Genomic DNA, 24,264 nt, shown 5'->3' on the forward strand with positions numbered 1-24,264 from the left:
GATAACAGAATGAACTATAAAAGCATTGCTGAAAGAATAATTGACCTGAAAAATGCGGACTTGGAACTTAGGGACAGACTTGTTCAAAACGGACAACTTGGAGAAGGATATAACGAAGAAATGGAAAAATTGCACAACAGGAATGCGAAGATATTAAGTGACATCATAGACACAATCGGTTACCCGACAATTGACAAAGTAGGTAAAGAAGCCAGCGAAGCGGCTTGGTTGGTCATACAACATTCAATCGGACAACCCGACTTTATGAAAAGGTGTAGGGAACTGTTGCAAAATGCAATTAGTGAAAATAACGCAAACTCCAGAAGTTTAGCTTACCTGACTGACCGAATAGCTGTATTTGAAGGGAAACCACAGCTTTACGGAACTCAATTTGATTGGGATGAAAACGGAAAGTTAAATCCAAATCGCTATGACGACATAGCTAACGTGAATGAAAGAAGAAAATCTATCGGGCTTAATACACTTGAAGAACAGACTGTAGTGATAAGACAACAAGCAGAAAACGAGAATCAAATTCCACCGAAAGACTTTGATAAAAGAAAAAGTGATGCTGATGAATGGAGAAAGAAAGTAGGGTGGATAGCATAACCATGATAAATGGTCATATCTCTTCCGTAATGTTTTCTTGCCATTTCAATAGCCGTTTTTGATATCTCAATCCCTGTTACCGCTATGCCGTTGTCTTTGAAAATTTGCGCATTCCGTCCGTAGCCAATGCCGGGAATGAAGACACTTTTTACCGAATTTTGAACAAAAAAATCCTTGGTTAGTACTGCTGACTTTGATGGTTCAAAACCCCACATTTCCTGCTTTTCAGTAAAGGCAGATTCCCAAAATTCAGGTTTTTCGTTTTCATTTATCATAACGCCTTTCAATTTGGCTTCTAATGTAAGCAACTTGCCAAAGCTGCTAAGGGTTTAGACATATGGTAAATACGGCTGCGCATATTTGCGTATTACCGGCAAAGCGTTGAGAACGACCGACAAATTAAAAAAATTACGACTGGCAATATTATTGCAAATATTGTTGGACTATTGAGTTTTTTCTCAATGATAATTACAATTTTTGCTTATGACAATGGTAACACGGCCTCGCTTTATCTTTTACGGTATCCGGTTTTGTTCGTTTCAACAATATTAACTATTGCAAAGTTCGGTTATCTAAAAGAAATTGTAAACAAAAAAACATGACGAATATTATCAGCATGAGTTCACTTACACTTGGTTTTCAGGATATTGACAAAACAAAACTCGATGTTGTTGGGGGTAAAGGCGCGAATCTGGGGGAACTTATCAAGATTGAAGGAATCCAAGTACCGGATGGCTTTTGTATTTCTACTGAAGCTTTTAAAAGAATCATTGAGGAAACGTCGTCGATTAAGGAATTACTTGATCAGTTATCGCTGCTAAAGGTAGCAGACCGGGGTAAAATCGGTGAACTTAGCGGTGAGATTCGCAGGGTCATCGAAGGGATAACCATTCCTCAAGACATTCATTCAGCGATCACCTACCTCCTCTCCAAGTTCGGAGAAAAGGATGCCTATGCAGTACGATCCAGCGCAACTGCAGAGGATTTACCAACAGCATCCTTTGCAGGACAGCAGGATACCTATTTGAACATTATCGGAAAGGAGGCAATCCTAAAGCATATCAGCAAATGCTGGGCATCGCTATTTACCGAGCGGGCAGTAATTTACCGCCTTAAAAACGGTTTTAACCACCGTAAAGTCCACCTGGCCGTGGTTGTCCAGAAGATGGTCTTTCCGCAGGCGGCAGGAATTTTATTTACTGCCGATCCCGTCACCGGTAACGGGAAAGTGTTATCCATTGATGCCAGCTTCGGACTTGGTGAGGCCATGGTCTCTGGCCTGGTGAATGCCGATAACTATAAAGTGTGTAACGGCAAGGTTATCGATAAGAAGATATCCGCCAAGAAAGTGGCTATTTATCCCTTGAAAGACGGCGGCACGAAAGAACAAGAGATTGAAACTGAGCGGCAGCATAGGCAGGCGCTTACAGATGAGCAGATTTTACAGCTTGAGCGCATGGGCAGAAAGATTGAAGCACATTTCGGCCATCCCCAGGACATCGAATGGTGTTTGGTTGATGACGCATTTTTTATTGTCCAAAGTCGACCAATCACGACGTTATACCCCATCCCTGAAGCGAATGATCAGGAAAATCACGTCTATGTGTCTGTGGGTCATCAACAAATGATGACCAATGCCATGAAGCCATTGGGATTGTCTTTTTTCCTGTTGACGACCCGTGCACCCATGCGTAAAGCCGGTGGAAGGTTGTTTGTTGATGTTACACAAATGCTTGCCTTACCTGACAGCAGGAGAAACTTATTAAATGTAATGGGAGGTCACGATCCGCTCATGAAAGACGCCCTCGTGACCATCGTAGCGCGAGGAGATTTTATAAAATTATCACCAGATGATAAAGAAGAGCAGCGTCCCGGTAACAGCAATAAAGATACATCGTCTGCGGGTTTTCAAACAGAATTCGAAAACAATCCGACAATTATTGCTGATTTGATTAAGCGTAGCCAGACATCGATAGCAGCGTTAAAACAAAACATCCAAGCCAAATCAGGACCGGATCTATTTGATTTTATCCTGGAAGATCTCCAGGAATTAAAGAAAATCTTATTTGACCCGCAAAGTCATCGTGTAATTATGGCTGCTATGAATGCTTCATTATGGCTCAATGAGAAAATGAAGGAGTGGTTAGGTGAAAAAAACGCAGCAGACACACTTTCTCAATCTGTGCCAAACAATATTACTTCAGAAATGGGTCTGGCGTTATTAGATGTCGCAGATGCGATTCGTCCTTATCCAGCAATAATTGATTATTTACAACAGGTAAAAGATGATAACTTTTTGGATGAACTGGCTAAGGTTAGTGGTGGAGAGGAAACCCAGGAAGCTATCTATGCTTATCTCAACAAATACGGAATGCGATGTGCCGGGGAGATCGATATTACGAAAGCCCGTTGGAGCGAAAAACCAGCTACACTTGTTCCCTTGATTCTCAGTAACATCAAAAACTTTGAGCCTAATGCCAGTACTCGGAAATTTGAGCAAGGGCGAAAGGAAGCGTTGAAAAAAGAACAAACGTTATTAGATCGACTGGCGCCATTACCGGATGGTGAACAAAAAGCCGAAGAAACAAAACGAGTGATCGACCTAATCCGGAATTTCATCGGATATCGTGAATATCCAAAATACGGCATGGTTAATCGCTACTTCGCTTATAAGCAGGCTATCCTTCAAGAAGCCGAACAACTCGTACAAGCCAAGGTTATTCATCAAAAGGAGGATATATACTATCTCACTTTTGAAGAACTTCGCGAAGTCGTACGCACACATAAACTGGATTACCAGATCATCCGCAAACGAAAAGACGAGTACAAAATCTATGAAAAATTAACTCCGCCACGGGTTATCACATCTGATGGTGAAATCATTGCGGGCGCGTACAAGCGGGAGAATCTCCCGGCCGGAGCTATTGTAGGTCTGGCTGTTTCTCCCGGAGTTATAGCGGGGCGAGCACGTGTCATCTTAAATATGGAAGATGCTGATCTTGAAGATGGAGATATATTAGTCACCTCATTTACCGACCCTAGTTGGACACCATTGTTTGTATCCATAAAAGGCCTGATCACCGAAGTTGGTGGGCTGATGACCCATGGAGCGGTTATCGCACGTGAATATGGCTTACCGGCAGTTGTTGGAGTAGAAAATGCTACTAAACTGATAAAAGATGGACAGCGAATCCGGATGAATGGAACGGATGGGTATGTGGAAATACTATAAAATAAAACCGTAAGTCGCTAAAACATGAAAATCAAAATAATTCTTTTGGCAGGTCTTTTGGTGGGTAGTTTGGACATTATTGCTGCCTGTGTAGATTATTATATTGCTACTGGCAATGGGCCGGCAGGGGTACTTCGGTATATTGCCAGTGGTGTTTTCGGGGATCAAGCATTTACAGGAAGTAGCGCTATGATCGTGTGGGGATTGTCTTTTCATTATGTGATTGCTTATTCTTTTACAATACTCTTCTTTTGGTTGTATCCACGAATAAAATTCATGGCCACCAACCCGGTCGCTACGGCGGTCTTGTATGGTATTTCGATGTGGATCATAACGGCCCTGATAATCGTTCCATTGAGTAGCACACCACCGCTACCCTTTGTGTTTTGGAAGGCAGTTAAGGCTGTTTTGATTTTAATTTTTATGATCAGCTTGCCACTGGCCTTTATTGCAAAAAGGACGGCAGACGGAAAGTCTCCAACAAATACAAGGAATTGAATTAATGCAACTGGGAATGGACGAAGCGGCCTGCTGACTCATTGTAGAAGAGGTCCCCGAAAGTAGCACCCAACAACGATGAATTGAAGATTATCAGCCAATTGTTTATCCAAATCGAAGACGAGTTGACCTATAAGGACAGTTCGTCTGAGGAGATGATCCGGATCCATTTGAAACAGATCATCATCCGGGCAACCCTAGGGTACGATGATCCTACCTATTTCAATCGGATGTTTAAACAGAAAGCCGGACACTCACCGGCAGCGTTCAGGAAAGGGATCCGGAGTTAGCAGAAAAATCCCTTAGTCAGCATAAAATTCCATTAGCGGGAAAAAAGTACAATTTCTATATATTTTTTTGTCTATATTCGGTTTGTTATCAGCAATATCTTTGTAGTGTTAAAATAATAATCATATCATTCACTTTAAACACAACAATCATGGCACAACAAACGTATCAACCAGCCGCTCAGGATCTCAATATTTCAAAAGAGACAAGGGCATTTTTACAAGCATTGAACAGCGGCGGCGGAAAGCCGTTGGAAACATTGTCACCCGTTGAAGCAAGGTCGGTCTTGGTGGGTGCACAAGAATCGGTAACCTTTGACTATTCCGACATCGAAGAATCGGAAAAAACGATTACCGAGGACGGACTCACCGTAAAGCTCCACATCGTAAAACCGAAGGGTGTAAAAGAGGGATTGCCGGTCTTTATGTTCTTTCATGGCGGTGGATGGATTTTGGGCGACTATCCCACGCACAAAAGGTTAGTCAGGGATTTAGTGGTAAACAGCGGCGCCGTAGCTGTGTTTCCTGACTACACCCCTTCCCCTGAAGCGCGGTTTCCGGTGGCCATCAATGAAGCATATGCAGCAACGAAATGGGTGGCAGCACATGGAGCTGAAATCGGGGTAGACGGCAGTAAATTGGCGGTTGCCGGAAACAGCGCGGGTGGCAACATGGCGGCGGTGGTTTCGCTGATGGCGAAGGATAAAGGAGGCCCCGAAATTTCAAAGCAGGTTTTATTGTGGCCGGTCACAGATGCCGATTTCAGCAGACCTTCTTACGCAAAATACGCGCAAGAACGTTTCCTTACAACTCCTGCGATGAAGTGGATGTGGGACAACTATCTTCCAGACGTGGCCACCCGCAAAAATAAATACGCTTCGCCTTACCAAGCATCTTTGGAAGAATTGAAGGGCCTGCCACCTGCATTAGTTCAGATCGCTGAAAACGACATCTTGCATGATGAAGGTTTGGCATACGGCAGAAAACTGGATGAAGCGGGCGTTCCCACAACGATTACGGAGTACAAAGGGCTTATCCACGACTACGGCATGCTGAATCCCTTGGCACATATTCCCGCAGTCCGGGAAGCGGTTGCCGATGCGGCAATTGCTTTGAAAAGCGCACTGTTTGCGGGGAGTTTTGTCAGGTAGTGAATCGACAGCATCCAACACAGCCATATCCGTCAGGGTATGACTTTTTTGTGTTCCCTGAACGCCGACCATCGCAAAGGTAGGTAACAAAATCTTAGTGGAGAAAAACCCGATCATCTGTGAGGATTGCTACGTGTATGGCATCATTTTAAAAAAAGAACAATTGCTCCCTATTTTCTTCTTATTTTAGCCGTTAAGAATAGTTGTCGATTAAGCTTAGTAACTAAAATTAAGGATATGCGGAGAGGTTTGTTGACTATTGTATGTATGGTTGTGTTGGTTTGGGGCGCCTTCGCGCAGGATCAAGCGGACCAGGCTAAATATGAGCTAATCCGGGAAACTATTAATTTCCTAGCAACAGATAAAGCTGTTTCGAAGGACACCAATTTTAGGATATCCTGTGAAACGCTGGATTATGACTGCTTCAAACAACAGTTGTCCAATAAGCCCATAGCGGGAATCGAGCGGTGGTACAACAGTTGGCGGTCCATGACGGCTACTGACGAAGCAGGGTTGGTTGCCTTGCGGGACCAACTATTCGCGGATATCTTAGAACGGCCGGGGAAGGGCTATCGAAAGAAACTTGCTGGTTACGACGGGTACAGCTCCCGTATCGAATACCTGATTCATCAATACGCGGATGGAATGCCGATGGAGGAAGCCGCTGTGGATACTGCCCCGGCGCCACCCATTAACCCTGCCGAATTACATCCAACCAATCCTGAACAACTTACTAACGACAACCCAGAAAAAGACGATACTATGATAGCTTACCTCGCCATCGCCATTGGCATCATTGCATTAATCATTGCCGCCCTGCCCATTTTTAAAAAAAGGGAGCAGCAACTGCCCACTGATTTCCAAGGATTACAGGAACAGCTGGATGAATTAGCCGTACGGATGAAACGCTTGGAACAGCGAATAGCGGATAACGAAACAAAGGATGCTATCGCCAGTTTGACGGAGATCATGGAGTCGGTAGAAAAACGGGTGGTGGAATTGGAAAACAGTTCCGAATCTGACACGGATTAACAGCCTACTACGCCAAGCCGAAAACCGTTGGCAGTAAGCTTAAATGACGTTTCGATATGAGAAGAAACTTATCAATACTATTCGCAATAATTGCCTGGTTTGCTGTCTTGACACAATATTACTTGATGATAGAAAATCGGGTTGTTTCAATCGGTGAAACGACAATCCGCTTCTTTAGTTTTTTTACAATTTTGACAAATTCGCTTGTTGCGATTTACTTTACGTTAATCCTATTTAAAATCAAAAGTGGCTTTCTCGCAATCATCAATAAACCAGGGACGTTAACAGCTATTACAGTTTACATTACTATTGTTGCACTTGTTTACCAAATTATTTTACGACATATATGGCAGCCGACAGGACTTCAAATGGTTGTAGATGAGTTGCTTCACACGTTAATACCAATTATGGTAATCATTTACTGGTATTTGTATAAAAACAACTCATTGGCGACATACAAGCAAATACCAAAATGGTTAATATATCCAGCAATTTACCTGCTATATATTTTAATAAGGGGAAAGTTTTCTGATTTTTATCCCTACCCTTTTGTTGACGTAGGAAATCTTGGTTTATCAAAAGTCCTAATAAACAGTGTTTTATTGATATCTTTATTTGTTGGACTTTCAGCCATATTTATCAGCGTTGAGCGAAGACTCCAAAACAAGTAATAAGAAAGCCTACCGCGCATCCATAAGATTATTGCGTATATTTGTGAGTTAACAGTCTTTGAAGGATACCCCAATCCGTAGACGCAATTGCATTTGTTCCAGAAGCATAAAAAGAATAACGTATGAAAACGCAAGAAAAATCTGTTGGACTGACCAAAGACGTTGGTTGGCAGTTTGGGCTGAGAAAAACGTTTCCTTACTCAAAGGAATACTTATGGGACTTTATGTTTTCAGATAAAGGATTAAAGGTTTGGCTTGGAGAGCTCAATGAAGAATTAGCAATCAAAAGAGCTTATAAAACCAAAGAAGGAATAGAAGGGCTTGTCAACGTTTTCACACCCTATTCCCATATCCGAATGAATTGGAAAAAGAAAAATTGGGAGAACATATCAACAGTTCAGGTTCGTGTTATTGGCAATCAAGAAAAAGCAACGATTAGCTTTCACCAGGAAGAACTTTTAGACAATAACCAAAGAGAAGAAATGAAATTGTATTGGAACGAAAAAATGGCTGAAATAGAGAAAGTGATAACGACTGAAAGATAACAGCGAACCGCTAACAGTCGTTTGCCGCAAGTGGCGAGCCACCCGAAATCAACACTGTATCAAAGACTTTTTTATCCCGAGGGATCTGGACTAAGCGAGCCGACTACTTCGTCTGAGGGCGTTTTCGCCAGTTCTTCCCTGATGGTTTTGCGGAGCTTGTGATAGGCGCGCAATTGGCCCCATGTTTTCCCGATAAATGCGCCGGCAAGGCAATAGAGAAAAGCAACACCGGCGTAATACCAACTCCATGTTAAATCTCCTCGGCCCAACCCTTGCGCGAAAAATACGATGAGTGCAAGAACAATGAAAAATTTCCCGTCCCCGCAACCGCAAGCGTTATAGTAACGGTTCAATTTTGACGCCAGTAGTTGGTTTTCGATTTCATTCCGGCCGGGCAACTGCACATCGACTGTAAGCATGGGCCGGTCAAATATACCGGCGTTCAGTAGTGATTCCAATTGCTTCTGATCGGTAATGGTCATGACATGCTTTTTCGCTCTCATAGCGTTAACTAAAAAATCAACCAAGCAATGGCCGCAAGAATTGCGGCTACTACAAGAAACACATATAAACCAGTGGAAATCTTGGCATTACAGTTAGCATCATTCTGATACTTCGGTTTTTCGTTATCTGTAGGTGTTTTCATAATAAGCTGTATTTTAAATAAATGTACAATGTCTGCTCCCCCGGAGGGATGCAATCTGGAAATTGTTCATGCCCCGGTTTATGAGCTCCCCTGCCCCATCTACCCGAATCCTTGGAAACATAAGGTTATCGACATCGGCCGCATCCTCCAGATGTGGCAGGAGGCAGGCGTGCCCGATCTCGTGGGCGATTGATTGGATTCCCTGGATAATGGGTTCAACAACGACATAGTTGTGTGTGGCGGAAAAACTGCATCCGACAGTTGTGCGGGGAGTAATGTCATTAATGACGAATACGATCAATTCCGCTCCATAACCTACCACTCGTTTCCAACCATCCTCAAAAGCGCAATCCGCCGAAACCAATTCATAATAGGAGCCTCCTATCCACCAGTCGCTGAAAAATCCGCCTGCGCCGCACTCCACGTTATTCGCCATATCATTGGTCACCAATTGGGGTACGCAGACCCCAGTATAGATTAATTCAACATTGCATTGGGTATTGAATACCTCCTGTGCGGTTTGAATGCCTCTAATCGCTACGGCTTCGGTGGTATGGGGCACGCCATTGTTATTAAGGATGATGAGTTTGACATACATTTTCTTACGTATCCGAACCCCCGCAAGTGATAGGATAAAATCTGGCAGACTGATGATTCGCCATATAATTTCCGTAACCCAGTTTAATATGGTCCTTATGATTCCACCCAGAATCGGTATGCTCAAAATAATGTTGACCAAAAAACTAACAAGGTCCAATACGAACCCTACGACAGTGCAAACGACTTCGGTCACCAGCCGCGTTACCGTTTCGATTACCCAAGTGACTACCTTTACCACAATGACGACTATCCAACAAAACCATTTGTTGCAGCACAAGCACCACCAGTTGCAGGGTTGCTCGCGGCAACGCCGCTCTTCTCGGTTTACCCAACTCTCAATGGGCCGAGAGATGGTCTCCGTTATCCAAGTTTGGATTTCTGTACAAATTCTCATGACGAATTCAATTAGGATTATTTAATCTGATTTATATCAAATATCTGAAGCCCAATGATTTCCGACAATACCTGATTTGGTGTATTTTAAGTTTAGAAGAAGCAACCGAATTGGATATTATCCCCATGCCTCGCCGGTGTTGTTCGCCAAATACTTCTACTGTCTATAAAATATCCCCACGGTAATACTATGAGCACCAAATTTTTCATCAATGATATCACTAAAAATAGCATAAGGTGCATAATTATAGCGTGCCAGTATTCCAAAATCCCGCATTCGTAGTTTGGCGCCTTGGCTGATGTGAAACGTGCTGAACGGCTTGACAAAAGCCGGCTCCTCTTCTTTATCCTTTTTCCATTGTGGCCATTGATTGTATTGCTCTCTTTCTCTTACATCATCATATAGGTAAAATCCATATCCCAACACTGATGTCCACTCCAGATCCATATATCGTTTTTGACTGATGGGATATACTTTGTCTAATTTGAGCCCTACCATCCCTGAAAATGATTTGGTATGGCTTTGATACTCTTCATTCGTATAGGCAAAGTCTTTGCGATTCGGAAAATTTACACTAAATCCATAACTCAATATGCTATGATGTTCTTGTTGGGTTCTATACCAGAATCCGAGATTAGGTGCCGCATTCATCATACGTTTAAGGTTCCCAATAGGAATAGTGATACCCGCTTCTATAACCAATGGTTCAAAAACGTTTGAATATCCTCCTTTTTGATATGCGGAGTCAATCTCTTGTGCTTGAAGTGATACAGATGTAAAACAACAAGTTAGTATGAATAGTAAAGTTCTCATTTTTCTTAAAAATTAATAAAGGGTAATGTTCTTTTGGCATTCTTATTAAAAAAACCAAGCTGTAATCCGCTCAACGCATTAGTTTTGTTGTAGATTCCTAGTTGAACCCCTGTGAATTTCTCTGATTTGTTGACTATTCCTAGTTGGAGTCCGCTCATCGCGATATTATTATTATACAGCCCAATGTTTGCCCCTTGCGATTGGTAGGAGAAATTTCCTATGCCGGAAATGTGCAGACCATTCAACTGTTTGACCGAATTATAGGCCACGTTGATACTAACCCCGTTTACAGATTTACCGAGATTGTACATGGCGATGCTAAGGCCATTATGAACGGTGCCGCCATAATATCCGCCTAAAGCTAGGTTTACACCATTGGAAACTAACTTCGTCGGCTCTTCACGACTATAATTGTCCAACATTTGCGTTTCCCGAGGCCCATCACCATTAAGACCATGAAGAACGGCGAAAGGTGATAATATGAACAGGTCTACATTCAATCCGTTCACTACCTGGGTATATGGACTCTCTTGGAAATGTCCCACTCCCAGTACCATTCCATTAACTTTTACAGTCTCTTTTGTCATCGGTGAGAGGCTGAACATTTTGGTGCGTTGTGCTTGTATTGTCCCTGCATTTAGCAGAAAGCAGATACCGATAATAATTGATTTCATCTAATTATTTTTCTTTTATCGGTTGATGAGAGCTCGATGTAAATAATTGTTGCCCTGTGCGTCAATATTATTATTTACATCTCGGTTTCATATCCTATATTTTTTGATTTTACAGCACAAACATATTGTGATTTTCACTTATAAATTTGTGTAAAACAATAATAATATGCTGTATATTTGCGATAATCACAAATCAACAGGATATGTATCAAGAGCGACTGATTAGCGCGATTACGAAAAAAATAGGAAAACATCAATCTGTTATCGATGAGGTATCGCATGTGTTAGACATCAGCTATGATGCTGCTCATCGTCGGATTTCCATGAAAAGCAAGTTTTCCATTGAAGAAGCCGTGTTGCTAGCACAACATTTTGGTATTTCTATGGACAGAACATTTCAGGGGGGAGAAAACGTATTGGTTAAAAAGACCAAAGAGATACGAAGTTTCCACGATCTGGCTCTTTATTTAGAAAATTCACTCAAATCCTTGACAGAATACCAAGCCAATAATCAGACAACCCTATATTATTCAGCAAAGGATATTCCACTGTTTTATACCATAGAGACCAATCTATTGTCTAAATTCAAATTATATGTTTGGTTAAATTTATTGGATTTTGATCATGGAGATATGTCTTTTGAATCCTTTCAATTACAAGCTCCAACGGTAGAAAACAGCAAAAAATTAAAAGATTTTTATAATGCTGTAAATACACGTGAAATATGGAATGATACCACTATCAATAGCACATTACAACAGATTATGTACTTCTTTCAATCAGGGCTATTGACCATCGAAAACGGAAAATTATTATGTGATAGCTTGAAAGAGCTGATATACTCGTTAGCCGAAAAATGTGTTCCGAATAATGACCAGTATCAACTCTATTATCATGATTTACTTATTTTAAATAACAATGTACTCGTATCGGATGCCCATCAGAAATCGCTGTTCGTGCCTTACACCATGTTAGGTTATTTCATTACAAAAGACATGGATACGTGCAAAAATGCTGCGGATTTCTTTCAACATCAACTAAAAAACTCCAAACTACTAAATACAGCAGGTACACGTGACAAAAAAATGTTTTTTAATAGGGCTTATCAAAAAATCGACTTTTATAAGAATCAAATTACATCTATTCAAGAATTTGGATAACTAAGGTGGCAGCGCTATTTTAGTACGCATAAGGATTCGATGTCGAGCAAAAATCGACTGCACGAACTATGGAGATGGGTATTTCCAGCTATGCTTCATTATTCATAATCCGAAACCTCCGGCATGTTCGACGGTCTATGATAGGCCGTACCCCGGATTCGGATTGTATTGCGGTCATCGATGTTTTTCTTGGACTTGGTGAGTACCTTGATCAATGGGATATCGATGCCTTCGGATGGGTTTGAAATCTTGTCGATGAAAATGGTCAGCAGGTTGGATTCATCCACACTATATAAATCGTAATCTTCTTTAATGACCTGACCATCGATCATGAAAATGACAAACCCATTGGCTTCGGGTGCGTATTTCGATTTCAGATCCGATAAGGAAATAAGTTTTGGGAAATATTGCTCTTTGGTGGTTATATAGATTTGACCGTGGTAAGACAAATTAGCGATCTCGATCGTATCCTTGATTATTTCCAGATGCTCAATCATGTGCCGGTCTAGCGTTTTGAAAACTGATGCGCTTACATGTATGCCATTGATGAAAAATGCCGGACCATCTTTCTTCTGGCTCTGTGGAACGTGGATGACTTTGAATGTGGTATCGGGCTGCCGCTTTGCACCCACTGAATCCAATTGCTGCCCTAAGACGGTAATCGGGAGCATGAAGAAAACGAAATATAAAGCTTTCATTGCTTAAGTATTTATTTGGTAATGGGTTATTTTATTCGAATATACGTAAATATCTGGATATTAGCGTGAGCAAGGAAATAAGTAAGCGAATGTCAACCAATGGCGCAGCCGTAAAAATACAGGTGCTTGTGGAGCAGCTTCAGCCGGTAGCTGAAAGCATGGAGCAGGCTAGTCTGGGACTACTGAACGTGTATACTTTCCTTTCTCTTTTTACCGTTTTTAATTGAGCCTATAGTCGTTGGGCGTACATCCCACCCGCTGCTTGAAAAGCCGCGTGAAATGCTGGGGGTACTTGAATCCGAGATTATAAGCAACTTCGCTGATGGTTTTCTGCGGGTCGGGGGATGAAACCATTCAAGAAGCCAGGCAATCCGAATTCTGGCAGCCGCTCACCCGCCTTGCACATACATTAGCGTACGATGCAGCATGCTTGGATGCATTACAGCCGGGCGACCTTTCGAAAATCATGCAGCACGTCCTGGTGCTGACCGGAGAGGGCGCCAATCTGGGAGACGGCATGGAAGAGATGGAGCCGGATTTCTTTAGCAAGTCTGCGGAAAAAGTTATTTCCTTGTTGCCCAATGCGGCCGGAATGACTATCAACGGCTCACCACCAGTTCCAGCTCGCCGGATACCAAGGCGATGTGGCAACAATCAAAGGTAACCACATAGTCTGCCTTGACCACCTCACGGTTGCCGATATACCCCTGGAAACGCAGTTTAGTATGTTTGAATTGTGGGATATGCTCGTGGTCGATGTCGCTGGCTATCGGATAGCTACCCAGTCTTCTGTGGGTATACCATTCGTCGCTGTGATACGTCTTTGTCAAGTCCTTACCGTCTGCCACGCGGGTCACTTTTATTCGGTCGAGTATTACCGGTTCACCCGATTGGTCTACAAGCTTCACGGCAATCCACCGCAGCTCCTCAGTGCAATAAACCGTGCTGCAATCCTGTACTTCTTCACTTCCCAGTTCCCTTTTGCTGCAGGATAGCGTGACGGCAATCAGCAGCGCGCATAAGATGTTTATTCTTTTCATCGTTGGTCAGTTTCCGTGTAAGACGAGACGTAGCGCTGTTTCGCTACGCTTTACCCTATACATACGCTTCATTTACAGCCTTCCAATTTCTAATCTTGCAAGCGATAAGCCTTACGCCACTGGTCGAACCGGCTTACCCGCCGCCGGCTGATGGATACCTCCGCGATTTCGCGTTCTACCCCATCGCTGCCTACTTTCGTATACGGCACCACCAGCCGTACTTGGCGGTTGCGATTGGGAAGTCGCACGCCGTCATCCGTGATAGCGGATTGATGGATGATCATGTCGGGCGCGATGCGCATGAATTCACGGGCATCCAATCCCTTCTCCAGCTCGTCGAGCGTGTTTTCCAATACCGGATCAGACCGTTTCGCCGAGCCACGCAGGCATACGCGATTCATTTTGTGCCTGTGGTGATAGCAAAACTGGATGGCCGTTGCCGGGATGTTGCCTTCGAGCGTAAGCAGGTGGGTCAAATAACTGCTTTTCGGTGTGGCCCCAGTAGGTTTGAGCCGCAGTATACCATGGATGAATAGCACCACGAGGTTGACCAACGCCATGTGCAGCAAATACACCATTAAGAAAAAGGCGTTCGGCGAAAACCTGAAAACACCATCCAGCAACCACTCAAACAGCAACCACTGCAGCCCGTAGGTCAATACCCCTACTCCTACTACACCAACGGCAACCTGCATCCAGCCGCGGCGGGCCACCCGCCGGTTAGCCCATCCAAATCCATTCAGCGCAGAAGTCACGAAGTCAACCAGCGTTACCGCGGTGAGTGAAACGGCAAAAACCACCGAAAAGACGATAAGGTAGTGGCGGTTAGTAAAGATCAATGCCCAACGGAGGCCCATGCCGTTGCCATATAGCAGCAAGGCACCCACGGAAGCCAGCGCCAGCATCACCCAAGCATGTTTCAGCGAAAAGAACGAAAAATAGGTACTGTGTTTCTGCATATCCGTTTCATTAAATGCCGGATACGCGTGCAACACCATAGAAGGCTTAGGCACCCGTCACCGGGCCGTCATCAATCCATATACTCATGTTAGTCATACTTCTTAACCCAAAGTTAAGCATCTTGGTTTATGCTTGCAACCCCCAATTTAGGTAGTTCGGCCATACCGCTGACGAAGCGGCCGTTAGCACGTGTGAAACGCCAGTTACCAGGTGGTAAAACGTTGTATTCTTTTTTTCACCAAGCCCGGGTGACCCAACACCCGTCCGTACCAAACGCTACCTACCGTGTACCATCCGCTACCATTCGATCACAAAGCTGTACCATCCGCGGAAACCCAAAGCAAAAAGCTTCTTTTTTCTGCCTTACACTACCTAATTTTAAGCTTGAATAGCAATCCGTAATAGGTATGAGACGCTTGGCACAAGGCTTAAAGAACATCACCATCTGGCTATACTGTTGGTTACGCGACCTTGGGGTCAGCCCCGTGGGGGTCTTTGTCTTCCTGTTGGCCGTGGTGATGGCGTTTATCCTGCCCAAAGGCGAACCCTGCACCTGCGAGGAGCAGCTCGATCCCGAATGGGTAGCCGCCCTGCAGCACCAACGGGAAACCGATTACGAAGCCTTCCTCGAAACGCGCGGCACCGTCATACTATGCGCTGCGCAATGGCTCCAATTGAAGGAGCATCTTGAACGAACAAATCCCATTTTACAAACACACAAAAATTCCATCAGATGACTACACAAGTACTTGACTTTTTTATTGAGCAACTGATAACCAACTGCGACACACTCAAGTCATTCAATTCCGAACTCGTCGTGCTGCTCACCCCGCTGGTGCGCAAAGAACACAGCACGGCCGCGCGCCAATTGATGCTCAAGGATCATATTCCGCGCAAATTATACATCAAGCTATCGGGTTTTGCCTTGGGCTCGCGTGAGAGCTTCCGAAACCTGTTTCCGGTAGCCCCTTACCTATGGCTGGATCCTGCGTTGATGACCGATTGGCGGGCATTGCTTAAGAAAAAACCCGCAAGGTTTGACATCTCCGTTGAACAACATACCGATGTATACTCGTTAAGCCTGGCCGATATCAAATTGCTCATCGACCGCGTCCCGGAGATAAAAACAGCCCTAAGAACGCTCATGAAAGATCAAAATACATACCTGAATAGTTACGACCACAACCTGCATCAATATGACGCCAAGGAACGATACGCGCATATGGTCGAAGACTTTGGCGATTTGCTTGATAGCATCCTCAAGAAATACCAGGCCGCACACGTGGGTATCGCTCCTGAATCGCTCAGCCGCATTCTCCGCGAATTGAACCGAAACAATTCGACACCGCCGCGTCATCCGTTGAGTATGCTGTTTGCCTTTTAAAAAAGAAAAGCGGTATTTAGTTAACCAGGTTAGGCGAATCGCCTAACCCGGGTTAATACGGCCTGTTGCTCTTGCGGCTACCTTTGTAAGGTAAGCTACGAGGCGTGTCTGTTTTATTCCATATCGACTTTCCCTTCCAAGTCGCCGAAACCCATTACCGGGCCGGCGAGCACGCCCCGCTATGCGCCCATCCCATACCTTTTGCCAACACGGTGGTTTACCACCACCCGCGGCCAGCGGCATTCACTGGCATCCGGCAATATTATGCAAATAGCCTGCTTACCATCGATCTTATGGAAACCCAAAGTGCAAAACCGCTCCTACTAGCTGCCCTTCCCAAGCGACAACCCCTATACGCGCTTTCTATCGTATTGGAGGGGCACTTCCGCTTCGGATCTTCTACCCAATCCCTTTGCGCAGTATCCGCTCCCGGCACCGCTTACCTCGCCCGTATTGGTGGGCAGCAGTACCCCATCCAAGCGCCGGCTCACCTTGGGCGGTTGATCAGTATCGGCATCCATACCGCCCAATTGGCCGTTATCGGCGAAGACTTTGCCGAGCTCGCCACGCTTTTGACGGGCGACCCGAAGTCAGATCATCATTACAGCCCCTCCATCCAAGCCGATGCGCTATTCATCCGCCACCTCATTAAGCTCATCAGCCCGCTGGGCATCCAGCGGCGTAAAGACTTCAACCAGCACTTGCAAATCCACCTACCAGATGTTTTCTCCGCATTCAAGGGATTGCTCCACGGCAAGGGGCAAGCGCATTATGACCGTGACACGCTCGATGCCATCCTGACCCGCATTTCCTTAATCGTCGCCGAAACCCATCGCGCGCCCCAACCGAAAGCGATAGCCGGCGAATTCCATATTACCCCTAAAAAACTGGAGCGCCTTTTCCAAAACAGCATGCAGCTCTCACCAACTGCCTACATCCAACAACAGCATATGGAAGCTGCAGGCACCTACCTCACAGACCACCCCGATCTGCCCATCTACGAAATCGCCGAGGTCTTTCGCTATACCCATACCGCCGCTTTCAGCAAGGCCTTTACCAAGCATCACGGCCTTTCGCCCCAAGCCTACCGGGCAACGATCAAGTTGTCCAAAACCGACACCACATACTAAACCGTTTGTCTATACCAGACAACTTAATAGGCTGATTTTGAATATACCTTTGTTTTCATAACTAACGCATAGCAAGATGAAACCTGCATTTTCATCGCCTAAAGAAAAAGGCGATGAAAATGCAGGTTCCATGAGGCCATCAAGAACAAATTATTTTCGAATGAAAACAAAACAATACATAACAACGAAACCCTGGGCAACACCGCCCACCCCAGCCACCACACCGGCGATGATCCAAGCCTTTTGGCAACGCCTCTTCCACGAGCGGACTACGCAGGCGGAGCTGGATTGGCTGCACGGCTTCGGCAATATGGTTTATGCGGATACCTACGCCTCGCCGTTCATCATCCGGCTGTACCACAACGACCCCAAAGACAAACGGGTGGCCTACCTGTCGGTAACGGATGGATGCGTAGAATGGCGCTTCGGCATCAAGGCAGCAGGCTTCAACCAGTGTCCGGTGGTGACCGATCCGAGACTGATTGAATGGCTGGACAGCCTGTTCTGGTGGTACACCGCCCCTGAAGCGCAACAGAATAGCGGTAGGCTAGCCGATATGCAACGGCTCGTGGCCGAACGGATGCGTACAATCAAGAAAAAACAAGGGCTATGGAAGCGCACCTGAATAATACGGCCGCCAACACGGTATTTTCGATGGGGAGCACCGTATGTCATGCCGCGGTTCCCCCGCGGTCAGCAAGCGATGGAGGCTCGGGCCGGGTGCCCCTTAATGATAACACCCCGCCCCTGCGCAAACCGGCGGTGCTGGTAACTTTTTATCCGGATCCGTCGCAAGGGACGCCAGGCACGGCGATAAGTGCTAATCTAATCCACACGGGAACGACGCCATCGAGGATGCGTCGCAACAGGTTTTCGTGGATCACCAGCGGGCTGGCGCGATTGCAAGCGCAACTTTACAGGAAGTACCTGGAAATGGAATTGTTGGCGCTGATGCATTGCTTCATATTCCGCTACCTGCGGTTTGTGATTTGGCAGATCAACATCAGCCGGGCACAGGTGTTCCACGCGAAAACCTTTCCCTCCGTAGCCGTAACCCGATTCGTGCATGATCGCAGGCATGCGTTGTTCCGGCGCGGGGCCGTGACGTAACAACCAATCACCTAGCCCCTATCCCTTCATCGCCAAGCGGGCGATTACCTTCTGTGGGCGAGGTACCGAGGCAGCAAGGCACTGTAACGGTGAACTAGGGAAAATAAAGCTTGGTAACATCACTTAAATTTAGGCAATATGGGTACGCAGATAGTGCAAAACAAGAGTCAGACTAACGGATGGGGATCAACCGTCGCATACGGATTGTCACTGCTTTTCGTTTGCCTCTTCCTCTATACTGTTTACCACAAGGCGGTAGGTATGGAAGCCTTCGAGAAGGGTATCGCTCGCATTCCTTATTTCGGCAGCCAAGCCGGAGCCGTCGCGTCGGGTGTGTTGGCCGCCGAAGTGTTGGTATCCCTCCTGATCATCTGGCCCGATACCAATCGGCTGGGACTTTGGGGAGCGCTTTCGCTAATGGTGGTATTCACGGCATACATTGGCTCCATGTTACTTTTCGCGGAATCCCTGCCCTGCCAATGCGGTGGTGCGATCGAAAAGCTTACCTGGCAGCAACACCTCTTATTCAACTGCGGTTTTATTGCCCTGGCCGCAGGGTTGCTGCTGTACGATTACAGGGTAAATCTTAAACAATTAATACGTAAAGCTATGTCAGCTATTACAGCTAAAGCAAAAAAAGCCACCCTCGGGATGTTGGTGGCTGCATTTGCGCTCGGGTTCAGCGCATTTACAACCAGCCATAACCGGCAGAACCAACCTTGGTATTATGATCCAAGCAAAGGCACTCCCACCCAAGCCCAAAGCTATTCGGAAGAGGAGGTCGCCGATTGTGATGATTTTGAAGAGATCATCTGCGAAATTCTTGCGCCGGCCACCAGCGCGAATCAGCCCGATATGAACCACGAGGTGTCTCCGGGTGTAACGGTGGCCGACCAGATCACCGAGGCATTGACGGGAGGGTTGAGCACCAATGCAACCGTCCAGTCCTTCCGGTCGCAGTAATCCGGCCGGTCACATGGGTAATTAAATCTGAAGGAACCCGGGTTCCTTCAGATTTTCATCAAGTCACCTATTTTGTGGCATACCTGTAGCCAGTATGACGTCCTGAGGCAGTAGATAAATATATTTGGGATCGTTTGGCGGCAGCGTATAAACCTGTTTGGTTGACCCATCATCGACTTCCCTCATTAACGTTTTCGCAAAACGTTCATCCTTGTTCAGCCGCCGCAGATCAGACCACCTTACACCCCTAAATGCCAACTCCTTACGGCGTTCACCTACAATGATTGCCAATGCCCCAGATTCTGTCGTAGCGGTGTAAGGTTCATAGGTTCCGGTTTTCCACCTCGTTTCCAGCAATTGATTCAGGGCCGAAATTGCCTCCGCAATGCGCCCCGCCCTTGCCCTGCATTCCGCCCGTATCAGGTATAACTCGTCTGTTGCCAATCCGGCAAAATATGTGGAGTTACTTCCGGTATAGCTACCCCGGAATCCAATATAACCGTTGCCTTTGTCGAAGTAATAAGCCGATTTCCGCAAATCGTCCTCGGCGTAGGCATGATATAATTCATCCGGAATATTTGCCCGGGTATTCAACAACAGCTGGCTTCCGTTTGTACAGAAAGCGAAATAAAGGGTTTCTTCATGAAAGGGGGTGAATGGATAGTTGAGGCTGAAATCAAGTTGGTTGAAATCCAGGAGAGCTGCCTGCCGGGTAAGGGCAGCATCCGCCATTTCGTCTGCCAGTTCGTATTCTTCCATGGAAAGGTAGATCCGCGCCAAAGCGGCGTAAGCCGCCGTCTTGTTTGGCCTCGTTTTGTAATCGGTATGTTCCGGCAGAAGAACAACAGCCTGCTGCAGATCATCTATAATCCGGTCGTATGTTTCTTTCACGGTAGCCCTCGTGGATTTTACATTAAAGTCGGACGTGAGACGCAGCGGAATACCCAACCCGTCGTTGCTTCCGTTGACTTCATACGGAGCGCTGTAAAGCTGGGCCAAAAAATAGAAAGCATATCCACGGATAAAAAGCGCTTCGCCCTTCAATATATCCCTGAGGGCTGGGTTGGCTTCCTCGATTCGGTCCAATGCTTCCAATACAACATTGGCCGTCGTGATGGCCCTGTAACTGTTTGTCCACTGCTGCCCTGTATTTGTCGGCAGGAAAAACGGCGCTGCATCCCACAGATAGATCGCCTGATCGAACGCTGGCCGGCTGGAAAAGACGCTATAATCCAGAAAATAATCATCCGTTCCCATTTCCAGCAGGCCGGGCGCGTGTCTATTGATTTTATCTTCGTCATCCAGCAATGCCCTCAGATCTGCCAGTGTTTCCGGTGTGGAAACAGATACGTCCGGCTTGGCGTCGAGGAATTCACTGCATGCAAACAGATTACCGAGGACAGCTCCGGCAAGCACGGCAAAAAAACATTTCTTCACGTTTTTCATTCTCTTAAGTATATGGGTTAAAAGGTTGCAGACAGACCAATCGTATAAGCCCTTGCAGGAGGCAATTCGTAATAATCAGGGTCCAGGCCCGATTGATTGGCGCTCCAAAGCAGCGCTGCATTGTTTACATTGCAATTCACCTGTAACTGATTGGTTTTTCCCAGCCATTTCGGTTTAAACGTATAAGCAAGCCGGATATCCTGCAACCGTATTACGTCGCCTTTGTCGATATTGGCGTCGGAATAGGCATAAAAATTATCGCGGGCGGAATTTGCCGGATAAACCAATGAAGGCACCGTGGTGATCCGCTCATCGCCGGGCGCCTGCCAGCGTCGGTCAAAATCACGGTGTGTTGCCCAGGAATTGAACAGCGCAGCGTAATTGATCGTTTGGCGCTGGAAATAATGCCCGAATTTATACGTAATGTTGATAAAGAGCTCCACCCCTTTCCACCGGAAACTATTCTGCAGCGAGCCATAATAAGGCGGCAGGGCTGTACCGTGGTAACGGAGGTACTGCATGGAATCCGCCAGCAAACCGGAATAGTTCTTGGATACTTCGCCGGCCAGGAACCCTTGCGGATCGCCGGTCTGCGGATCAAGACCGGCAAACCGGTAGGAGAATATCGGGTACAATGGCTTATCCAAGGTGGGAAGCAAAGATGTACCGGCGTAGGAAGCATAGGTAAGGGAAGCATGTTGGGCACCGTAATATTTCGTGACCCGGCTGGTATTATTTGATAACAGTACCGTGGAGTTCCACTCGAATGCACCGTTCAAATTGCGGGTAGTGACTTGGATATCAAATCCACGTCCCTTTACCTCGCCCACGTTGCGGCGGATGCTCGAAAAACCGGTCGTTGGGTCAAGCGCATCGTCTGTTATGAGGTCTGTGGATTTCTTGGTGTAGTATTCAAACGTGCCGCTTACCCTGCCGCCAAACACCGAGAAGTCGATGGCATAGTTGATCATGCGCACGTCTTCCCATTTGAGCTGCGGGTTGGGCAACGTGGTTATCATAGCCCGGCCAAGGTTGGTCCGCCACGAACTCGACGGCGAAAGGTAGGTAATTACCGGCAACGTGCTCGCCATGCCCCCGGAATTGCCACTGTGCCCGTAGGTCGCGCGGACCTTCAATAAGTCCAGCCACTGGACACCCGTAAGGAATCGCTCTCTTGTGGCAACCCATGCTGCGCCAGCCGACCACAGCGGATTCCACCGGTCATTGGTGGCCACGCCAAACAGGTTGGACGCATCGCGGCGGGCTGAAAGCGATACGATATACTTCCTGTCGTAAGAATATGCGCCATTCCCGTAAAACGACACGAATCTACGCAGGCCGGCATCCAGACCGCCATACCAGTCGACCCTGCTATCGCCTGCCAGCCCCCCGTATACCGGGTAGGTATTCACATAATCCACCTGCTGTGTAGTGAGCAGGTGCTCGTTGTAACCGTAAGCACGGAACCCACTGGATTTATCCGGTCGGTGGGAGACTTCCGACCCTACAAATACCGTCACATTTTGTATCCCGCGGAATGTGCGGTCCATATTGAGCTGTAAGCGAACTCGGTGGCTTTCCATCCCCGAATTAGCGCTGTTGAGGATACCGCCCGGCGGAATGATATGGGTCACGGATTCACCCGCGACCTGCGTAAACCGGTTAATTTCGTTTCGGGCGTAGAACGAACGCTCGCTATATACCGTTTGCATCTCGCCCATCTGTTTTTCAAAAGCGTACAGACCCTCAATCTTCAGCCAGTCCGTAATGCCGTAGTTCACATTCAGATTCGCTATCAGATGCTGCGTCCGGCGGTTCATGCCAGCGTTGTGCCGTTCATCATACGGCCGCATCTTCCAATCCAGCAACTTGCCGTTCCCCGCGGTATCAACGAAATTATAGTTGTATTGATACGGTATTGCCAGTGCCTCGCCGCCATCCCCGACCAATCTGGCGTAAGGGTATAAATTAGATTTTCCGCCACCCACAACGATGGGATATGATGTCGCCGCACCCACGCCGTTGGCTGTGTTCGATTGCGTGTATGCGACCACGGTCTGCAGTTCCATCCGCTCCACCGGCTTCAGCGTATTGGTGGCCCGCAGCGTCAACCTGCCCATGTGGTTGTTTATGGTCGTGCCTGCATTGTCGTCATAACCCACGGAAAGGCGGTAAGCACTACGGGAATCACCTCCTGATAGGGAGACGTTGTATTGCTGTTTTACGGACGGGCGGTAGAAATAGCGCATCATCTCCTCGCGGTAATCATAGCCGCGGTAACCATCAATAGCCGCCATCGCATCAGCCTCGTTTAGCAACCCGTTATCACGCTTGTGGAGGATATCCACTACAGGCGAAAAGACATACCGCCTGGCGTTGACACCGTTGAGCTGGGTATCATAAAATCCATTTTCATACAACATCAGCTCCATATCGATGAAGTCAGCGGCACGCATGTGCGGATAGTAATAGAGGTTTGGCTTTTCACCGACGGTAGCGTTAGCGGTCGCAGAAATCTGCGTTGGCTGGTCGGCCAACGGTTTTTTCATATTGATAACGATGACACCGTTTCCGGCCCGTGCACCCCATATCGACGTAGCGGCGGCGTCCCTGAGCAGTGTTACCGATTCCACATCGTTTGGGTTGATGTTACCGATGTCACCTTCGAAAGGGAAGTTATCCACGACGACGAGTGGCTGTGTAAGCGCATCGGAAAGCGTATTGATACCGCGGATGTTGAGCCGCGGAGCCGACCCGGATCGGTTGTCGAATTGCAGCCCCGGGGCAATACCATCCAGCCGTTCGAGGATATTGGTGGTGATCCGGTTGTTCAGCAATGCACTATCCAGCTGCACGAATGAACCGGTTGCCCGCTCCTTCGGTATGCGTTGGTAGCCTGTGCTCACGACTACCTCTTCCAATATCCGGGCCTCTCCGGTGAGTATGACCTTCAGGAATGAAGTGCTATCATTGAAATGTGCGGTATATCCGTGGTATCCGACGTGGGAGATATGGATCGCCCCCGCAGACAGCGGGGTATTGAACTGGAAGAGCCCCCGCGCATCCGAGAAAACGATCTGGCCTCCCGTCCCGATGCTGATGCTGGCCTTTTCGATTGGCCGTCCATCCACATCTACGACCGAGCCTTTGATCTTATGCTGGGTACGTCCTTTGTGTATGCCCAGCAGCATACAGCTAACTATAAGAAAATAGATTTTCAT

29 protein-coding genes are annotated in these 24,264 nt (G+C 46.6%); 17 read left to right on the forward strand and 12 right to left on the reverse strand.

Annotation, left to right across the window (positions count from 1 at the left end; genetic code table 11):
- Positions 1–9: 9 nt before the first annotated feature.
- On the forward strand, positions 10–609 hold the full coding sequence (locus NF543_RS05015; RefSeq protein WP_257667017.1) for a DUF6624 domain-containing protein: 600 nt from the start codon (positions 10–12) through the stop codon (positions 607–609).
- On the opposite strand, the gene NF543_RS05020 is transcribed toward NF543_RS05015, so the two are convergent.
- Positions 531–917: a methyltransferase domain-containing protein gene (locus NF543_RS05020; RefSeq protein WP_257667018.1), complete on the reverse strand. Its 387-nt coding sequence runs from the start codon at positions 915–917 to the stop codon at positions 531–533. The two genes, NF543_RS05015 and NF543_RS05020, sit on opposite strands and share 79 nt — an antisense overlap.
- Positions 918–1,207: 290 nt before the next feature.
- Between NF543_RS05020 and ppsA the strand changes: the two genes are divergently transcribed.
- The 7 genes from ppsA (at position 1,208) to NF543_RS05055 (ending at position 8,025) form a co-directional block, all read left to right on the forward strand.
- Complete coding sequence (ppsA, locus tag NF543_RS05025) at positions 1,208–3,841, forward strand: phosphoenolpyruvate synthase (protein ID WP_257667019.1); 2,634 nt, start codon at positions 1,208–1,210, stop codon at positions 3,839–3,841.
- Between the two features lie 24 nt (positions 3,842–3,865).
- Entirely contained in the window at positions 3,866–4,339 is a 474-nt protein-coding gene (locus NF543_RS05030) for a hypothetical protein (protein WP_257667020.1), read from the forward strand.
- Between the two features lie 83 nt (positions 4,340–4,422).
- Positions 4,423–4,629 carry a hypothetical protein gene (locus NF543_RS05035; RefSeq protein WP_257667021.1) on the forward strand — a complete coding sequence of 69 codons (207 nt, stop codon included), beginning with the start codon at positions 4,423–4,425 and terminating at the stop codon, positions 4,627–4,629.
- A 149-nt stretch (positions 4,630–4,778) separates the two neighbouring features.
- The gene (locus NF543_RS05040; protein ID WP_257667022.1) at positions 4,779–5,777 is read left to right on the forward strand and encodes an alpha/beta hydrolase; all 999 of its coding nucleotides are present in this window, start codon (positions 4,779–4,781) and stop codon (positions 5,775–5,777) included.
- 237 nt (positions 5,778–6,014) lie between these two features.
- A complete protein-coding gene (locus NF543_RS05045) occupies positions 6,015–6,809 on the forward strand; it encodes a hypothetical protein (protein ID WP_257667023.1) in 795 nt (264 codons plus the stop codon).
- 56 nt (positions 6,810–6,865) lie between these two features.
- Positions 6,866–7,480: a Pr6Pr family membrane protein gene (locus NF543_RS05050; protein ID WP_257667024.1), complete on the forward strand. Its 615-nt coding sequence runs from the start codon at positions 6,866–6,868 to the stop codon at positions 7,478–7,480.
- Positions 7,481–7,602: 122 nt separating this feature from the next.
- A complete protein-coding gene (locus tag NF543_RS05055) occupies positions 7,603–8,025 on the forward strand; it encodes a hypothetical protein (RefSeq protein ID WP_257667025.1) in 423 nt (140 codons plus the stop codon).
- 71 nt (positions 8,026–8,096) lie between these two features.
- Here the strand turns inward: NF543_RS05055 and NF543_RS05060 are convergent, their stop codons facing one another.
- From NF543_RS05060 to NF543_RS05080, 5 genes are all read right to left on the reverse strand, one after another.
- Positions 8,097–8,528 carry a hypothetical protein gene (locus NF543_RS05060; RefSeq protein ID WP_257667026.1) on the reverse strand — a complete coding sequence of 144 codons (432 nt, stop codon included), beginning with the start codon at positions 8,526–8,528 and terminating at the stop codon, positions 8,097–8,099.
- An 8-nt stretch (positions 8,529–8,536) separates the two neighbouring features.
- The gene (locus tag NF543_RS05065) at positions 8,537–8,671 is read right to left on the reverse strand and encodes a hypothetical protein (RefSeq protein ID WP_257667027.1); all 135 of its coding nucleotides are present in this window, start codon (positions 8,669–8,671) and stop codon (positions 8,537–8,539) included.
- Between the two features lie 13 nt (positions 8,672–8,684).
- Positions 8,685–9,665, reverse strand: coding sequence for a hypothetical protein (locus NF543_RS05070; RefSeq protein ID WP_257667028.1), 981 nt, complete (start codon positions 9,663–9,665; stop codon positions 8,685–8,687).
- 156 nt (positions 9,666–9,821) lie between these two features.
- On the reverse strand, positions 9,822–10,478 hold the full coding sequence (locus NF543_RS05075; protein WP_257667029.1) for a hypothetical protein: 657 nt from the start codon (positions 10,476–10,478) through the stop codon (positions 9,822–9,824).
- A gap of 5 nt (positions 10,479–10,483) precedes the next feature.
- Positions 10,484–11,152 (reverse strand): LA_2272 family surface repeat-containing protein, encoded by a 669-nt coding sequence (locus NF543_RS05080; RefSeq protein ID WP_257667030.1) that lies wholly within the window; start codon positions 11,150–11,152, stop codon positions 10,484–10,486.
- A gap of 203 nt (positions 11,153–11,355) precedes the next feature.
- Between NF543_RS05080 and NF543_RS05085 the strand changes: the two genes are divergently transcribed.
- Positions 11,356–12,312 carry a hypothetical protein gene (locus NF543_RS05085; RefSeq protein WP_257667031.1) on the forward strand — a complete coding sequence of 319 codons (957 nt, stop codon included), beginning with the start codon at positions 11,356–11,358 and terminating at the stop codon, positions 12,310–12,312.
- 98 nt (positions 12,313–12,410) lie between these two features.
- Here NF543_RS05085 and NF543_RS05090 read toward each other — a convergent pair whose 3' ends face one another.
- Entirely contained in the window at positions 12,411–13,010 is a 600-nt protein-coding gene (locus NF543_RS05090; protein ID WP_257667032.1) for a hypothetical protein, read from the reverse strand.
- Between the two features lie 89 nt (positions 13,011–13,099).
- Between NF543_RS05090 and NF543_RS05095 the strand changes: the two genes are divergently transcribed.
- Complete coding sequence (locus NF543_RS05095) at positions 13,100–13,237, forward strand: hypothetical protein (protein WP_257667033.1); 138 nt, start codon at positions 13,100–13,102, stop codon at positions 13,235–13,237.
- On the opposite strand, the gene NF543_RS05100 is transcribed toward NF543_RS05095, so the two are convergent.
- Positions 13,230–13,364: a helix-turn-helix domain-containing protein gene (locus NF543_RS05100; RefSeq protein ID WP_373274990.1), complete on the reverse strand. Its 135-nt coding sequence runs from the start codon at positions 13,362–13,364 to the stop codon at positions 13,230–13,232. The genes NF543_RS05095 and NF543_RS05100 overlap by 8 nt on opposite strands.
- On the opposite strand from NF543_RS05100, the gene NF543_RS05105 reads away from it, so the two are divergent.
- Positions 13,333–13,674 (forward strand): hypothetical protein, encoded by a 342-nt coding sequence (locus tag NF543_RS05105; RefSeq protein WP_257667467.1) that lies wholly within the window; start codon positions 13,333–13,335, stop codon positions 13,672–13,674. The two genes, NF543_RS05100 and NF543_RS05105, sit on opposite strands and share 32 nt — an antisense overlap.
- On the opposite strand, the gene NF543_RS05110 is transcribed toward NF543_RS05105, so the two are convergent.
- Positions 13,610–14,050: a hypothetical protein gene (locus NF543_RS05110; RefSeq protein WP_257667034.1), complete on the reverse strand. Its 441-nt coding sequence runs from the start codon at positions 14,048–14,050 to the stop codon at positions 13,610–13,612. The genes NF543_RS05105 and NF543_RS05110 overlap by 65 nt on opposite strands.
- A gap of 89 nt (positions 14,051–14,139) precedes the next feature.
- Entirely contained in the window at positions 14,140–15,009 is an 870-nt protein-coding gene (locus NF543_RS05115; RefSeq protein WP_257667035.1) for a hypothetical protein, read from the reverse strand.
- Positions 15,010–15,417: 408 nt separating this feature from the next.
- Between NF543_RS05115 and NF543_RS05120 the strand changes: the two genes are divergently transcribed.
- The 6 genes from NF543_RS05120 to NF543_RS05145 all read left to right on the forward strand — a co-directional run bounded on the left by NF543_RS05120 (position 15,418) and on the right by NF543_RS05145 (position 19,597).
- Positions 15,418–15,747 carry a hypothetical protein gene (locus NF543_RS05120; protein WP_257667036.1) on the forward strand — a complete coding sequence of 110 codons (330 nt, stop codon included), beginning with the start codon at positions 15,418–15,420 and terminating at the stop codon, positions 15,745–15,747.
- Positions 15,744–16,394: a Crp/Fnr family transcriptional regulator gene (locus NF543_RS05125; protein WP_257667037.1), complete on the forward strand. Its 651-nt coding sequence runs from the start codon at positions 15,744–15,746 to the stop codon at positions 16,392–16,394. The genes NF543_RS05120 and NF543_RS05125 overlap by 4 nt, the downstream gene beginning before the upstream one ends.
- 104 nt (positions 16,395–16,498) lie before the next feature.
- A complete protein-coding gene (locus NF543_RS05130) occupies positions 16,499–17,524 on the forward strand; it encodes an AraC family transcriptional regulator (RefSeq protein WP_257667038.1) in 1,026 nt (341 codons plus the stop codon).
- 76 nt (positions 17,525–17,600) lie between these two features.
- Positions 17,601–18,149, forward strand: coding sequence for a hypothetical protein (locus NF543_RS05135; RefSeq protein WP_257667039.1), 549 nt, complete (start codon positions 17,601–17,603; stop codon positions 18,147–18,149).
- 230 nt (positions 18,150–18,379) lie between these two features.
- On the forward strand, positions 18,380–18,634 hold the full coding sequence (locus NF543_RS05140) for a hypothetical protein (RefSeq protein ID WP_257667040.1): 255 nt from the start codon (positions 18,380–18,382) through the stop codon (positions 18,632–18,634).
- Between the two features lie 138 nt (positions 18,635–18,772).
- On the forward strand, positions 18,773–19,597 hold the full coding sequence (locus NF543_RS05145) for a MauE/DoxX family redox-associated membrane protein (RefSeq protein ID WP_257667041.1): 825 nt from the start codon (positions 18,773–18,775) through the stop codon (positions 19,595–19,597).
- A gap of 63 nt (positions 19,598–19,660) precedes the next feature.
- Here NF543_RS05145 and NF543_RS05150 read toward each other — a convergent pair whose 3' ends face one another.
- Together NF543_RS05150 and NF543_RS05155 are read right to left on the reverse strand one after the other, a co-directional pair.
- The gene (locus NF543_RS05150; RefSeq protein ID WP_257667042.1) at positions 19,661–21,034 is read right to left on the reverse strand and encodes a RagB/SusD family nutrient uptake outer membrane protein; all 1,374 of its coding nucleotides are present in this window, start codon (positions 21,032–21,034) and stop codon (positions 19,661–19,663) included.
- A 26-nt stretch (positions 21,035–21,060) separates the two neighbouring features.
- Entirely contained in the window at positions 21,061–24,264 is a 3,204-nt protein-coding gene (locus NF543_RS05155) for a SusC/RagA family TonB-linked outer membrane protein (RefSeq protein ID WP_257667043.1), read from the reverse strand.

The organism is Parapedobacter tibetensis (assembly GCF_024704835.1).
GTDB classification, from domain to species: Bacteria; Bacteroidota; Bacteroidia; order Sphingobacteriales; family Sphingobacteriaceae; genus Parapedobacter; species Parapedobacter tibetensis.